Source organism: Enterococcus sp. C76 (assembly GCF_040886985.1).
Lineage (GTDB): Bacteria > Bacillota > Bacilli > Lactobacillales > Enterococcaceae > Enterococcus_B > Enterococcus_B lactis.
Window position 1 is genome coordinate 55881 of record NZ_JBFOEY010000010.1, and the last position, 14923, is coordinate 70803.

The 14923-nt window shown below is 39.8% G+C and carries 10 protein-coding genes; 5 read left to right on the forward strand and 5 right to left on the reverse strand.

Features of this window, described 5'->3' with window-relative positions:
* Window positions 1-132: 132 nt before the first annotated feature.
* Window positions 133-2286, reverse strand: coding sequence for a GH92 family glycosyl hydrolase (locus AB3I00_RS12225; protein ID WP_368025331.1), 2154 nt, complete (start codon window positions 2284-2286; stop codon window positions 133-135).
* Between the two features lies 1 nt (window position 2287).
* Window positions 2288-3334 (reverse strand): GntR family transcriptional regulator, encoded by a 1047-nt coding sequence (locus AB3I00_RS12230; RefSeq protein ID WP_368025332.1) that lies wholly within the window; start codon window positions 3332-3334, stop codon window positions 2288-2290.
* Between the two features lie 149 nt (window positions 3335-3483).
* Between AB3I00_RS12230 and AB3I00_RS12235 the strand changes: the two genes are divergently transcribed.
* Genes AB3I00_RS12235 through AB3I00_RS12245 form a run of 3 tightly spaced genes read left to right on the forward strand, consistent with a single transcriptional unit; the run spans window position 3484 to window position 8331 of the window.
* On the forward strand, window positions 3484-4773 hold the full coding sequence (locus tag AB3I00_RS12235) for a glycoside hydrolase family 125 protein (RefSeq protein WP_368025333.1): 1290 nt from the start codon (window positions 3484-3486) through the stop codon (window positions 4771-4773).
* 12 nt (window positions 4774-4785) lie between these two features.
* Window positions 4786-7473 carry an alpha-mannosidase gene (locus tag AB3I00_RS12240; protein ID WP_368025335.1) on the forward strand — a complete coding sequence of 896 codons (2688 nt, stop codon included), beginning with the start codon at window positions 4786-4788 and terminating at the stop codon, window positions 7471-7473.
* On the forward strand, window positions 7474-8331 hold the full coding sequence (locus tag AB3I00_RS12245; RefSeq protein WP_104866811.1) for an ROK family protein: 858 nt from the start codon (window positions 7474-7476) through the stop codon (window positions 8329-8331).
* Window positions 8332-8397: 66 nt separating this feature from the next.
* On the opposite strand, the gene AB3I00_RS12250 is transcribed toward AB3I00_RS12245, so the two are convergent.
* The gene (locus tag AB3I00_RS12250; RefSeq protein WP_368025336.1) at window positions 8398-9255 is read right to left on the reverse strand and encodes an RluA family pseudouridine synthase; all 858 of its coding nucleotides are present in this window, start codon (window positions 9253-9255) and stop codon (window positions 8398-8400) included.
* 210 nt (window positions 9256-9465) lie between these two features.
* Between AB3I00_RS12250 and AB3I00_RS12255 the strand changes: the two genes are divergently transcribed.
* A complete protein-coding gene (locus AB3I00_RS12255; RefSeq protein ID WP_024635784.1) occupies window positions 9466-11637 on the forward strand; it encodes a PBP1A family penicillin-binding protein in 2172 nt (723 codons plus the stop codon).
* Window positions 11638-11704: 67 nt separating this feature from the next.
* Window positions 11705-12046 carry a YlbF family regulator gene (locus AB3I00_RS12260; RefSeq protein WP_002285994.1) on the forward strand — a complete coding sequence of 114 codons (342 nt, stop codon included), beginning with the start codon at window positions 11705-11707 and terminating at the stop codon, window positions 12044-12046.
* Between the two features lie 275 nt (window positions 12047-12321).
* Here the strand turns inward: AB3I00_RS12260 and AB3I00_RS12265 are convergent, their stop codons facing one another.
* Window positions 12322-14076, reverse strand: a complete 1755-nt coding sequence (locus tag AB3I00_RS12265) for an ABC transporter ATP-binding protein (RefSeq protein WP_002343148.1) — start codon at window positions 14074-14076, stop codon at window positions 12322-12324.
* 10 nt (window positions 14077-14086) lie between these two features.
* Window positions 14087-14923, reverse strand: a complete 837-nt coding sequence (locus AB3I00_RS12270) for a sugar phosphate isomerase/epimerase (RefSeq protein ID WP_002316124.1) — start codon at window positions 14921-14923, stop codon at window positions 14087-14089.

Here is a 14923-nt window from a genome sequence, read left to right on the forward strand (position 1 = left end):
AGGGCAGCTTTTTCACAACCTCTGAATCAGCTAACCCTCAGTATTAGCTCAACAAACGGCAAAATATGAGGAACTATTTTGCCGTTTGTTTCTCTAACACTCAGGTCAAAACGCTGATTTCACAACCTTTTGTTATTCATCGTTTGATAAAGAAAAAGGCAAATCTTTTGATCGATACTTCTTAGGATGAGGGACGATACCTAATTGGTAAGAGATCTTGCCGCCTTTCAGCAAATCTTGATGGGTAAAATATAATTTCGTATATTCTTTGTCCATCCGATTGATTTTATGGATAAATTGCTGTTGTGGCCGATTAGGAGTGGCTTCAATCGTCAATTCCTTTCCATTTGACAAAAGCACAACAGCCTTGTCCATTAAAGGCATACCGATAACATATTCACCGGTCCCTGGTGTGACAGGATAGAATCCCAGACTATTGAAGATATACCAAGCAGCCATACTTCCGTTGTCCTCATCTCCAGGGTAACCCGTTGAAGAATCGTCGAAGGTTTGAGTCATCAATTGTTTAAGCAATGGCTGTGCCATTTCGGGTTGTCCAATATAGCTGAACAAGTATGGGTAATGAAAACTTGGCTGATTGGAGATAGCTAACTGCCCAAATTCTATCGCAGCCATCTCGCTCATTTCATGAATCTCAAAACCATATCCTCCTGTTTCAAATGTCGGAGACTGATTGCACAAATCAATGAGTTTTTCTTTGAATCTCTCACTGCCGCCATATTTTTCGATCAACCCTGCAAAATCATGATAAACAGCAAAGCTGCTTTGCCAAGCACTGCCTTCTGCATAATCTTGTCCCCAACGATGAGCAGAAAATGGTTCTCTGAATTTGCCATTTTTATCTTTGGAACGCATCCATCCTGTCTCATAGTCAAAAATATGTTGATAGTTCAATGATCGTTGCTGATATTTTTTCACCGTTTCATCCTCTGCTAGTACTTTGGCAACTTGACTAATACAAAAGTCGCTGTAAGCATAATCTAGCGTATGATTGACCGATTCATGGTAGTGATTAGGAACATAGCCGTATGTCAAGTAATCCTCTGTCCCTTGTCGTCCATAATTTGGATGATTACTTTGAACTGTAGCGCCTTTCTTCATTGCTGTTAGAAATTCCTGCATCAAGTCTGGCCGAATACCTTTTACAGCAGCATCTGCAATGACTGCATCAATCAATGTCCCAGGCATTAGTCCACGTTCGTCAGGAGACAGCCATTTTGGCAAATAACCAGTTTCTCTATAGCTGTTCAAGAAACCTTCCAGCATTTCTTCGTACTTTTCTACAGCAATCAAAGAATAAAGAGGATAAACCGTTTTATACGTATCCCAGAACCCATTATTTGTATAGAGAACGCCAGGTTTCACAGATCGGCTAGTCGTATCATAGTGGATTTTTTGCCCACTAGGATCCATTTCATAAAATGTTTGCGGAAATAAAAACACCCGATAGAAGTTATGATAAAACGTCCGCAATTGTTGTTGATCATGGTGTGTGAGCTGTATACGATTAAAATAGGATTGCCATTGTTTCTGGCTGTTAGCAAGGTAAGTCTCTTTGCTTTGGTTTTGTTCTAGTTCCAAGTTATAAGCTGCTTGTTCCGGGCTGATAAAAGATGTCCCGAATCGGATGGTTTGTTTTTTTGTCTGTTCAAAATACAACGGGATCGAATCGCTATTTTTGTTGGAAACAGCTAGCTCATCAATTGTTAAAGGATATTCAAATCTCAATATGAAATAAAAAGAAAAATCAGGATCTTCTGAACCAGCAAAATGTGTGATTTTTCCTTCCACTGTGTAAGGATCTATAACAAAGAGCTGATGACGTCCCGGAAAGGATAAAAGTAAACCGCTATCATTTCTGCTGTAATCAATAGATAAGATTCCGCCATACATACTGGGTATCAATGTAGAACGGATGCCATAACGCAATTGACGGATCGACAGATGAGTCGGACAAAATATACTTTCTTCTGGGCGGTAAGAACTTTGCGCATGAAAAAGGGTATTTTCCTGTAATTTACCATTGATTGGCGTGAGCAGCATATGACTGAAATCGCCCATCCAAGGACTTGGCTGGTGGGTAAGTCGATAACCTTGAAAAACACGATCCTCAGGATGAAACCACCAGCTGCCGTTTTGATCGGTCGTTTGCGGTGCAAAATAATTCATCCCAAAAGGAACGCCAGTGTAAGGCTGGCAGTTCCCGTTAGAGAAATTTGGCTGATTAGCTGTGCCATGTCTAGTATCTATTTGACCGATATTCATTTTATTTCTCCTTTGTTGATTGTCTTTTGATAAATGAAACTGGAAATTTGCTGTCGGAAGGACGTTCGTTTGTCTCTAACCAAGTGATCAAAGCCTCTCCAGCAAGCTTGCCTAACTGTTCAAAATCTTGTGCAATGGTTGTCAGCGGTGGATCAACAAGAGCAGCTGCTTGGATATCATCAAATCCGATGATTGAAAAATCTTCAGGAACATGATAATCATGCTGTCTCAAGAAATTCATCGTCTGGATAGCGACAACATCGTTTTCGCAAACAAAAGCGGTCACTTCATACTTAGTGATATAAGAAAGCAATTCATCGAATGTCGCGATTTTGTCATCCAGCGAAGTGTGGAAAGCCAAACCAGCTTTGTCCAATGCTTCAAGGTAACCAAGGTAACGCTGACGTACGGATTGTGGATGAGTCTGTGCACCAAATAAATAAGCGATTTTTGAATGTCCCTGTTCGATCAAATGAGAAGTAGCGAGTACACCACCTTGGAAGTTGTCGGAAAGCACGGTAGGAAAAGGCAATTCATAGATTTTTTTATCCAATATGATGACAGGGAATTCTTTTAATGACAGCTCAAAAAGCAAGTCAAGATGCTGTTCTGTATCAAAGGCATAATAAATTAATCCATCAAATTCATGGATGAGTTCTTTTGCCGTTTTATTTTGTAAAAAATCATGTGTCGTCATCATGACATCCATCTGTTTATCCTGCATCACAGGATTCAATCCCTTGGTAAAATCACCAACAGATAAATCAGCGACATATGGAAGAAGAAACAGAATCCGCCGTGTTTTTGTAGGAGAAGGAAGCATCTGCTCCGGAGAAGCTGATTTAACAAAACTGCCTTTCCCACGTACGCGATAAATCAGCCCTAATTGTTCTAATTCAGTCAATGCACGTTTGGAAGTGATTCTGCTTACTTTATAAGTATGGGAAAGTTCCTTTTCAGTTGGTAGTTGGCTATCCACAGGTAATTCACCAGTTAAAATAGCCGTTTGCAAATCATTAAATATTGTCTGGTACAATGGTTGATTCATATAAACACCTCTTAATGATATATCATATTCAAATAATACCATAATAGATGAAAAAGTAAATAAAAAGTTATTTTTTTGAAAGCGTAGACATAAAATGCTGCAAGAGGTATAATCTTTAAAGATATATCAAATGAAAAGAGGGGATTTGTATGGTTTATAAAGATATACCAAAGTCAGTGCAAAAATTTATGGATGATATCACACAAAAATGCGGGAAAACCCATGCGGACTGGGCAACGAATTTTACAGCAGCATTTGCCAACACGCTATTGACAACAGTCAAAAAGCAAAATGACGGTACTACTTTTTTATTGACAGGAGACATTCCTGCAATGTGGTTGCGAGATTCTACTGCACAAGTTCGTCCTTATTTAGTGATTGCAAAAGAAGATGAGGAACTAGCTGACATGATTAGTGGGTTGGTCAAAAAACAATTTTTTTATATCAACATCGATCCATATGCGAATGCCTTCAATGAAGAAGCGAACGGTGCAGGACACCAAACAGATCACACAAAAATGAACGATTGGATCTGGGAAAGAAAATATGAAATTGATTCTTTATGCTACCCGATACAGTTGGCCTATCTTCTTTACAAAAATACAGGAAAAACGGACCAATTCAACCCAACTTTTATTGAAGGGATCAAAAAAATCTTAGGCGTGTTCGAAACAGAGCAGGATCATGAACACTCTCCTTATACATTTGTACGAGATACGACAAGAAAAGAAGATACACTGATCAATGGCGGACGAGGAGCCAAAACAACTTTTACAGGTATGACATGGTCTGGTTTCCGTCCTAGCGATGATGCTTGCCGTTACGGATATCTGGTACCATCTAATATGTTTGCGGTGGTCGTGTTAGGTTATGTGGAAGAAATTTTCCAAACGATACTCGATGATAAAGAAATTGTACAGAAAGCACAAATATTGAAGAAAGAGATCCAAGAAGGTATCCAAAATCACGGACGGACGGTTAATCAAAAAGGGCAAACGATTTATGCATACGAAGTAGATGGAATGGGGAACGCGACGGTCATGGATGACAGCAATGTGCCCAATTTGATCGCGGCACCTTATTTAGGATACTGTTCGGAACAAGAGGAAAATTATCTTCAAACAAGAAGAACATTGTTGAGTAAAGAGAATCCATATTTTTATGAAGGAAAGTACGCAAAAGGAATTGGTTCTTCCCATACGCCAAAAGAGTATGTTTGGCCGATTGCGTTAGCTATGGAAGGAATGACAACACCAGATAAATCTGAAAAAGAACGGCTGTTGAATTTGCTTGTAGCAACTGATGCAGGAACACATCTTATGCACGAAGGATTTGATGTGAACAATCCTGAAAATTATACGAGAGAATGGTTTTCTTGGGCAAATATGATGTTTTGCGAATTAGTTATGGATTACTTTGATATTCGAGTAGAAAAATAGGAGGTACTGTAAATGAAAAAGAAAGTATATATCATTTCTCATAGCCACTGGGATCGTGAATGGTACATGGCTTACGAACAGCATCACATGCGGTTGGTTGAATTGATAGACGATTTATTAGAGCTATTTGAAGTTGATCCGTCCTTCAACAGTTTTCATTTGGATGGGCAAACGATTATTTTAGATGACTATCTTCAAGTAAGACCAGAAAAAAGACAGGCACTCCAACAAGCAATCAATGAAGGAAAATTGAGAATCGGACCATTTTATATCTTGCAAGATGATTTTCTGATCAGTTCGGAATCAAACGTGAGAAATATGCTGATTGGCATGGAAGAAAGCCGTAAATGGGGAACCCCCGTCATGTTAGGGTATTTTCCCGATACATTTGGAAATATGGGACAGACGCCTCAATTAATGAAACAAGCTGGTATTTCAGCAGCGGCGTTTGGCCGCGGGGTAAAACCAATTGGCTTTGACAATCAAGTTCTGGAAGTAGAAAACTATTCTTCTCAATACTCAGAGATGTGGTGGAAAGGACCTGATCAAACAGCAATCTTTGGTCTGTTATTTGCCAATTGGTATAGCAATGGGAACGAGATTCCCGTAGAAAAAGAAGCTGCTCGTGTCTTTTGGAAGCAGAAATTAGCAGATGCAGAACAATATGCATCTACTGATCATCTATTAATGATGAATGGTGTTGATCATCAACCAGTACAAAAAGATATATCAAAAGCAATCCAACTCGCAAATGAGCTGTTTCCAGATTACGAGTTCATCCATTCTAATTTTACTGACTATTTGGAAGCAGTTCGACAAGAGTTGCCAGAAGACTTAGGTTCAGTAGAAGGAGAATTGACAAGTCAAGAAACGGATGGTTGGTATACTTTAGCCAATACAGCATCTGCTCGCGTTTACTTGAAGCAATGGAATACCAAGGTCCAACGGCAGCTAGAAAACATCACAGAACCACTTGCGACGATGGCTTACGAAGTTACAGGGATTTACCCCCACGATCAATTAGATTATGCTTGGAAGACATTAATGCAAAATCATCCTCACGACAGCATTTGCGGTTGTTCAGTTGATTCTGTCCATCGGGAAATGATACCTCGTTTTGAAAAAGCAGATGAAGTTGGAAAGTATCTTGCACAAGATTCTTTAGAACAACTGGCCACAGCGATCGATACAACTGGATTCCAAAAAGACAGCTTTCCATTTGTCGTTGTAAATACTGCAGGAATGGATAAAACTGGCGAAGCAGAAATAACCATCGAATTAGCAAGAAAAAGATTTGCTGAAGGAATACCTGAACAACTGTATCAAGAGTTAGAACAGTTGCCTAGACAGAAGTATCACGTAGAAACAAAAAGCGGGGCCACTATACCAGCTATTTTATCTGAAGAAACTGTCCAGTTTGGTTATGATTTGCCGAAAGATCGTTTCCGTGTGCCATATATGGCAAGAACGATCAAGGTAACTTTACCAATAAAAAACATGCCAGCATTTTCTTGGGAAACATTCGCGCTTGTAGAAGGGGAAGCGAAAGCAGAAGAAAAGGAAACAATGATCCGTCAGAGTGGACGAATCGTCGAAAACGCCCACCTGCGTTTGACGATTGAAAAAAACGGTACCATTACAATGGAAGATCGCAAAAACAAACGAAAATGGAATAACCTGCATATTTTTGAAGATATCGGTGATATAGGAAACGAGTATATCTTTAAGCAACCTGTCTATGATCAACCAATCCTATCCAGTAATCAAGAGGGCTCTGAAGTAAAAGTATTAGTAGATACACCAGAAATAGCCAAAATAAGTATTCTACAGGAAATGGAGATCCCAGTTTCTGCAGACGAGCGTTTAGAGAAAGAACAACGGATGGTTGTAGAATTTCGTTATCGAAAAGCAGAACGATCTAAAGAAAAACGGATCCTTCAAATAGAAACGATCATGACTGTCAGAAAAGATAGTAAAAAAATCGACTTTGAAACGACTCTTGACAATCAAATGAAAGATCATCGATTGCGTGTCTTGTTTCCTACAAAGTTACATGTGGAACATCACGAAGCAGATAGTATTTTTGAAGTAGTAAAGCGCCCAAACCATGTGCCTAGGAGCTGGGAAAATCCCACGAATCCGCAACATCAACAAGCATTTGTCAATATTCATGATGAACAGTACGGTGTAACAGTTGGTAACTTTGGTTTGAATGAATATGAAGTAACAGCAGATGGACAAATCGCGGTGACGCTACTTCGCTGTGTGGGAGAACTAGGAGATTGGGGGTATTTTCCAACACCAGAAGCACAGTGTTTAGGTAAGCATCGATTCAATTACAGCGTTGAACTGCATGGACCAGAAGAAACATTCTCTACTTATTTGCATGCATACGCGGCACAGATTCCTTTTTCCACTCAACAAATCAAACATCATGAAGGAACATTGGCATCAAAACAACAATATTTAACAATAAAAAGTGAAACGTTTGCAATTACAGCTTTGAAACGGAGTAAGTTTAGTGATAAAGTAGTAGTGAGAGGTTTCAATATGTCTAGTCATTTAGAAAAATTAGAAATAACTAAAGACAATCGAAAAACGGTCATATTGAATCTGCTTGAAGAACCAACGCAGCAATCGGTTGTTCCGATAATCCAACCTTATGAAATTCGGACAATCGGATTCGAGGAGGAAAACTAAATGTATGGCGGAATAGAAGCAGGCGGAACAAAATTTGTGTGTGCGGTTTCAGAAGGTGGAGAGATTTTGGAAAAAATAAGTATCCCTACCACAACACCAGAAGAAACATTGGATCAAGTATTTGAATTTTTTGATCGTTATGAACTGAAGGGTATCGGGATCGGCTCATTCGGCCCGATTGGTATCGACCAAACAAAAGATAATTACGGATATGTTTTGGCAACTCCCAAAAAAGGATGGGCACAATTTGATTTTCTCGGCACAATCAGGAAACGCTACCATATTCCTGTTGCTTGGACGACGGATGTCAATGCGGCTGCATACGGGGAGCTGAAGCAAGGGGCAGCACAAGGAAAAAATAGTTGTATTTACCTTACCGTGGGAACAGGAATCGGTGCAGGCGTCGTGATCAATGAGGAAATTTTTTCAGGGATCGCACATCCTGAAATGGGACATATTTGGGTAAAACGCCATCCAGATGATCAATATGAAGGCACTTGTCCTTATCATAAAGACTGTTTAGAAGGATTAGCGGCAGGTCCGTCTATTGAGGCACGTATAGGGATCAAAGGGCAAGATCTGCCACAAGATCATCCGATTTGGGATATTCAAGCTTTCTATATTGCTCAAGCACTGATCAACTATACGTTGACGTTAGCACCTGAAAAGATTATTTTAGGTGGCGGAGTAATGAATCAGGATCATCTCCTTCAAAAAATCCGTCAGCAATTTGTTGAATTGATGGGTGGCTACATGGAAACACCTCAAGTAAGTGAATATATCGTTCGTTGGGGACTGCCAAATGAAAGTGGGATTATCGGTAGTTTGCTGTTAGCAGAACACGAACATCAAAAGTAAGCAGACAAGTTACACAAAAAGAACGTAGTCTTATCAGCAGATAACGATAGGACTACGTTCTTCTTTCTATTTCCACAATCCGGGTAAAGCTTTACCAACTATTTTTTCTTGAGTAAATGGATGGATCATGTGCAGTTCTAATGCATGGAGCATCAGTCGTTCAGCTGGTCTATTTTGGTAGAGAGGGTCTCCAACGATTGGATGCCCTATATGAGCTAAGTGTACTCTGATCTGGTGCGTACGACCGGTTTCCAAAACACAATACACTTGTGTTTTTCCAGAAAGTACTTTGTCGACAGTGACATGTGTCAAGGCGTTCTGACCATTTTTATCATCTATGACCCGTTTTCTCCGATCATGGCGATCGCGTCCGATTTTATTGGTAATGGTCCTATCTTTGGCGATTTCCCCCCATACGATGGCTTGATATCTCCGATAGATCATTTTTTGTTCCAACATTCTTCCAAGTATCGGCAAGACAAATGGGTTTTTTGCAAATAAAACAGCGCCGCTTGTTTCTTTGTCCAAACGGTGGACAACGTAAGGTCGTTGTTTTTTCGTATCGAGATAAGCAGCTAAGTGATTGAGCAAGGTACTGTTTTCTGTTGGTTCGTTTGGATGAGTCTTCATTCCTGCAGGCTTATCCACTATAATCAAATGTTCATCTTCATATAAAACACGGATGTGCTTCGCATCTCCTAATTGGACTTCTTGATAATTATAATCTGTTTCTTCGAATAACAATGTGATCTGGTCATTGCCTTTTACTTCATGATGGAACAAAGCAGGTTGTTGATTGATCCAAACGTTTTTACGTATACGCAAAAAGTGCCGAACCTTTCTAGGAACTAACCATTCCTTTTCAAGCAAGTCGCGAATCGTTGTTTCAGGATGGTTCATAGGTAAAGTGATCGTGATTTTCACAAGTGTACTCCTTTCGGTAAAATTGCAGACTAATTGTACCATTTTTAAAACATATTTAAGAAAAAACTTACATTTTTCTGTTCATTCTTATGTTACTCTACTTGCACTAACGAAAAAAAACAAATCGAACTACAACTTAAGCAGGAAGAAAACACTCTTTCATTATGGTAAAATAAGACGATTGAATTGAATAGACAGGAGAAGAAGCGAATGGATTTTCAAAGCATTTTAGGAAAGATAAAAGCTGCTTTGATCAGTTTTTGGCGATGGATCAGACCATATCTCGGACAATTCCATCGATGGCGAAAGCGCATTTGGAAAAAATATCATGTGAACAAATTGATTTTGCTGATTGGTTTGATCTGTGTCTTAGTGACAAGTATCTACCTTTTTATTTTAGCCAAACAAGCAAATGTCGAAACGTTAAAATCTGGATTAAGCCAATCGACAGTCATTTATGATAAGAAAAATGAAGAAGCTGGCACACTGTACGCCCAAAAAGGGACATACGTAGAATTAAACGCGATTTCTCCCTATATCCAAGATGCGGTGATCTCGACAGAAGATAGGAATTTTTACGAACATCACGGATTTGATATCAAAGGAATCGCCCGTGCGGCTGTTCGGATGGTTTTGTCTGGCGGAACATCAGGGGGCGGAGGAAGTACGATCACTCAGCAGCTTGCCAAAAATGCTTATCTGACATTAGATCAAACATTTGATCGAAAAGCGAAGGAATTATTTTTGGCAATCGAGATCGAAAAGAAGTACAGCAAAGAAGAAATCTTGACCATGTATCTTAACAATGCCTATTTTGGCAACGGGGTATGGGGTGTCCAAGACGCTTCCAGAAAGTATTTTGGAGTAGATGCAACGAATGTTACGCTATCTGAGGCTGCTACTTTGGCAGGAATGCTGAAAGGTCCTGGTATTTATAATCCGATTGATCACCCAGAAAATGCGAATGATCGGAAAAACACAGTACTAAGCGTAATGGAAGAAAACGGAAAAATCACAAAAGAACAAGAACAAGCAGAAAGCCAGACAGACATCAGTGCTTATCTTCATGACACATACGACAATTCAGATTCTGGTTATCGTTATCCTTATTATTTTGATGCAGTGATCGATGAAGCAGTTAACGAGTATGGTCTTGATGAAGAAGATGTCATGAATAAAGGCTATAAAATCTATACAGCTTTAGATCAGGATTACCAAAAGCAATTAGAAGCTACTTATCAAAATAATGCATTATTCCCAGCAAATGCTTCAGATGGTGCCATGGTCCAATCTGCTTCAGTAGCTTTAGATCCGAATACAGGCGGTGTACAAGCATTAGTAGGACGAAGAGGAGATCATGTCTTTAGAGGATTCAGCTTTGCTACACAGATGCGCCGTTCTCCAGGATCAACGATCAAACCATTAAGCGTGTATACACCAGCGTTGGAAGCTGGTTACAAGCCTTCTAGTGTCTTGAAAGATGAACCGCAAAGTTATTACGATGCGCATAATTTTGACGGGACATACCAAGGAGAAGTACCGATGTATCAGGCTGTTGCACAAAGTTTGAACTTGCCTGCTGTATGGCTTTTGCATGAGATCGGTTTACAAAAAGGATATGATAAAGCAGAAGAATTCGGCCTGCCTTTAGCAAAATCTGATAAGTATTATGGCTTAGCTCTTGGCGGATTAGAAAAAGGAGTATCTCCAATGATCATGGCGGGTGCTTACAGTGCATTTGCCAATGAAGGTCAGATGTATACGCCGCATCTCATCACGAAAATCGTTGATTCAACTGGAGCGGTGATCATCGATAATACAAACAAAAAGCCAAAACAGGTTATATCAAAGGAAACAGCTGATGAAATGACCAGCATGCTTCTTGGTACATTCTCAAATGGGACAGCAGCTGCTGCGAACCCTGCAGGTTATACGATAGCAGGTAAAACAGGAACCACAGAAACTAATTTCGATGCCACGAAAGCAAATGACCAATGGATGATCGGGTATACGCCAGATGTAGTGATTTCGACATGGATGGGGTATGAAGAATCCAGCAAGCTGCATTATTTGGAAGGGACAAGTGGAAATGTTGTCGGGAAAGTCTTCAAATCAGCGGCAGAAGGTATCCTTCCTTATACTTCCAAAACAGGATTTAGTGTAGCTGACGCCTATGCCACAGGAGGGCAAGTGGTAGCAGCAGATCAAGTTGGAAACACAGGTAATTCTAATGGAGAGTCTGGAAATTGGCAAGATAACTTGAATCAATACGGTGAACAAGCAAAAGAAGGATTGAAGAATTTCGGCGATATGGTGAAAGAAGGCGTTCAGGGAATTGGTGAAGCGGCTAAAGACCTCTGGCGGAAATATCAAGGAGAGTAGACCCTTTGAAAACGAATAACCCCATGTTACAATAGAGAGTAACTACTAAAAGAAAAGAGGGCATAACATGTCAAACATCTACGATAGCGCGAATCAGATCGAACGTGAGATCCGTGAATTACCAGAATTCAAAGCGTTGAAAGAAGCGTACGAGAAAGTACAAGCAAACGAAGAAGCACACAAGCTGTTCAAAGACTTCCAAGCGATGCAAATCGAATTACAAGAAAAACAAATGAGTGGACAAGAATTCAGCGACGAAGATGCAATGAAAGCACAAGAAATGGCTGTGAAAATTCAATCAGAAGAAGTAATCAATGATTTAATGCAAAAAGAACAAGGGTTCAGTACGATCATCAATGACTTGAACCGGATCATCATGACGCCAGTTCGCGACCTTTACAGCGAATAGAACTATTTTATGAAACAACAGAGGTTGTGAAAGAGACGTTCAGCCTTGAGCGATGACAAAGTTGCTTCTTATTGCCGATAGACTGTCTCTTGAACACCGTTTACCAAAAGGACGTGAGCCTACCGTTTAACTCTGAGTTACAAGGAACAATTTCAAAAAACAGCTTCTCATGTTTGATGACTATTGTGATTTGTGACCGAGGAGTTGGCAGGAGAACACCGTTTATTCAGAAATAGGAGAGACGACAAAACTCTTGTCGTCTCTCCTTTTTTTTGTCATTCGTTTTTCAAACGGTAAAAATAGCCCTCTTGAGCTAACAGCTCTTCGTAAGTACCCATCTCAACGATTTTTCCTTCATCGATCACGACGATTTTATCTGCCTCTTTGATCGTTGAAAGCCGATGAGCCACAATAAAAGTAGTGGGTGTTTCTGTCAGGTAATTCAGGGCCTGCTGGATTTTTTTCTCTGACTGGTTATCTAAAGCTGAAGTTGCTTCATCTAGCAAAATGATTTTCGGCTGACGTATCAATGCTCGTGCAATGGAGATACGTTGTTTTTGGCCACCAGACAGCTTGTTGCCATGTTCGCCTACTAAGGTATCCAGACCATCAGGAAGCTGGTCAATCAGTGAAGAAAGTTGCGCAGCTTCGATGACTTCATCTAAACGTTCTTTTGATACGTTTTTCAAGCCATAAGTGATGTTCTCTTTGATCGAAGCGGAGAACAACAAAGTGGTTTGAGGAACAACGGCTAAATAATTACGCACACTTCGCATATCCAATTCATCCAAAGGCTGATTATCTAGGAAAATCCTCCCTGAAGACGGCTGGATAAATCCAATCAATAAGTTAAGGAGTGTAGATTTTCCAGAACCAGATGGCCCAACAAAAGCAATTGTTTCTCCAGCTTTCACCTCTAGAGAAAAATGATCGATAATCGGCTTGAGTGAGTCCGGGTAATGAAAAGAAACATCCTCAAAGCGAAAATTTCCATCCAAATGTTGGATTTTTTTCTTACCGTGATAAGTTTCTACATCGCCAGCAATCAACAGTTCACCAATAGAAGTAATAGATTCCATGCCTTTTGAAATCGTAGGAATCAGTGTGATCATTCCAGAAACGGAATTGACGATCGTTGTGAAATATGTCTGATACATCACGACATCACCTGGTTGAATACGCCCTTGTAAAGCTAATATCCCAGTGAAAATCAAACAAATCAGTTGAAATATCTGAAAACTAGCCCAGCTGACTGATCCGAAAACAGATTGCAGGATATCTAAGTGGAATCCTTTTTCATAGATTTGGGTAAAATGCTTATTTAAGCGAGTTGTTTCGTGTTTTTCTAACCCATGAGCTCGAGCAATCGGTGCTAATTCGATCACTTCGATCACTTTTGCAGAAGTCTCTTCCATTTCTTGCCGGAAATCTGAATTGGACTGTCTGATCCTTTTCCGGAAAAAAAGAGTAACTAACGCGGCGAGAGGGACAGTCAATAAGAAAAACAAGAAAACGACAGGACTTCTATAAAGCGTGATACCTAAAGCCACGAATAAATTGACAGCAATGTTCAATCCGCTGACAAATACTTGAGAGGACAACGTTTGGATGGCTTCTACATCACGGATGATTTTTGATTGGATCCGGCCAGATTGCAATTCTTTTTGATAGGGAATAGAAAGTTCTTGGATTTTCTTGATAAGAGTCGCTCTTAGTCCAGCTTCTACTTGCCGGATCGAAGTGCTATGGTATTTTACATGAAAATAATTCGTCAATATATTTTGACCGATCAGACAAGTCATCAAAAAAGCGTTGAAATAAATCGCCTGCAATTGAGAGGAATCTTTTGATGAAGCTGCATTGATTACATTGGCAATAGCAATCGGCATTAACCAAGATGGAAGATGTTTGATAATAAAAAAGAGTCCTGACATGGCAAAGCGCCAATAATTCCCCTGATAAAGATGCAGCAATGTCTGAAAAGCATTTGCATGATATTTTTGATAACTTTTCTGTATTCGTTCCTCCATAATCTTCTCCTTAACAATCTTGGTAAAAAAACTGCAAGTGTTCTATTGCTTCAGGAACATAAATCTCAGGAGTAGCTTCAAGAGTGGCGTACATTAGAGGACGCTCATATTTGATATAATGTAGTACCGGGCGGAAATCTAAACAGCCTTTACCAACAGGAACTATGCGGATCTTTCCATTTTCCATGATGTAGTCTTTGAGATGAAGCGCTGTAATACAACCCTGTAAATTGTCCAAGGCACCTCGGATCACTTTTTCCTGATCAGCATGATTTTCTTTGTGGATCAAATTCGCACAGTCTAAAATGATTTTTAAATTTGGTGAAGCTACTTCATCGACTAAACGTTTGGCTAACTGATAGTTATAGATCGGATGATTGATCCCTGCTTCAACAGCAACAGTTACGCCAAAATTTTCTGCATGAGCGACTAATTCAATGACAGAATTTCTAGCAATCTGATAAGCTTCTTCAGTAAAATTTTCTTTTGTGAAACCGACAGAGACACTACCGGTTTCCGTAGCAATCATCTTGGCTTGATAGGCAGAGCACAGAGCAATTTGCTGTTTGAAAGTTGCTAATGCTTGTGCACGAACTTCTTGATTTTTGCTGGATAGGTTGATATAGCAACCTAAAATGGAAAGTTCGATATTGTTTTTTTGGAAGTATTCACCAAAATAGGCAGCACTCCCAAGTGTCATGTCATTTAATTTAAGTTGTTCAGGAAATGCTTTTTGTGGTGCAAATTGGATATGGGACAAGTGAAGCTGTGATACTTTTTGAACGATTTCTTCACGATTTCGAACCTCTAGATCATGGGCACGAATGCCTAAATTTAATGGAAACAT

What these genes read in the sequence shown, in the direction of transcription:
- AB3I00_RS12225 (WP_368025331.1), bottom strand. Translation starts at nt 2,286, where the DNA reads ATGAATATCGGTCAAATAGATACTAGACATGGCACAGCTAATCAGCCA.
- AB3I00_RS12230 (WP_368025332.1), bottom strand. Translation starts at nt 3,334, where the DNA reads ATGAATCAACCATTGTACCAGACAATATTTAATGATTTGCAAACGGCT.
- AB3I00_RS12235 (WP_368025333.1), top strand. Translation starts at nt 3,484, where the DNA reads ATGGTTTATAAAGATATACCAAAGTCAGTGCAAAAATTTATGGATGAT.
- AB3I00_RS12240 (WP_368025335.1), top strand. Translation starts at nt 4,786, where the DNA reads ATGAAAAAGAAAGTATATATCATTTCTCATAGCCACTGGGATCGTGAA.
- AB3I00_RS12245 (WP_104866811.1), top strand. Translation starts at nt 7,474, where the DNA reads ATGTATGGCGGAATAGAAGCAGGCGGAACAAAATTTGTGTGTGCGGTT.
- AB3I00_RS12255 (WP_024635784.1), top strand. Translation starts at nt 9,466, where the DNA reads ATGGATTTTCAAAGCATTTTAGGAAAGATAAAAGCTGCTTTGATCAGT.
- AB3I00_RS12260 (WP_002285994.1), top strand. Translation starts at nt 11,705, where the DNA reads ATGTCAAACATCTACGATAGCGCGAATCAGATCGAACGTGAGATCCGT.
- AB3I00_RS12265 (WP_002343148.1), bottom strand. Translation starts at nt 14,076, where the DNA reads ATGGAGGAACGAATACAGAAAAGTTATCAAAAATATCATGCAAATGCT.
- AB3I00_RS12270 (WP_002316124.1), bottom strand. Translation starts at nt 14,923, where the DNA reads ATGTTTCCATTAAATTTAGGCATTCGTGCCCATGATCTAGAGGTTCGA.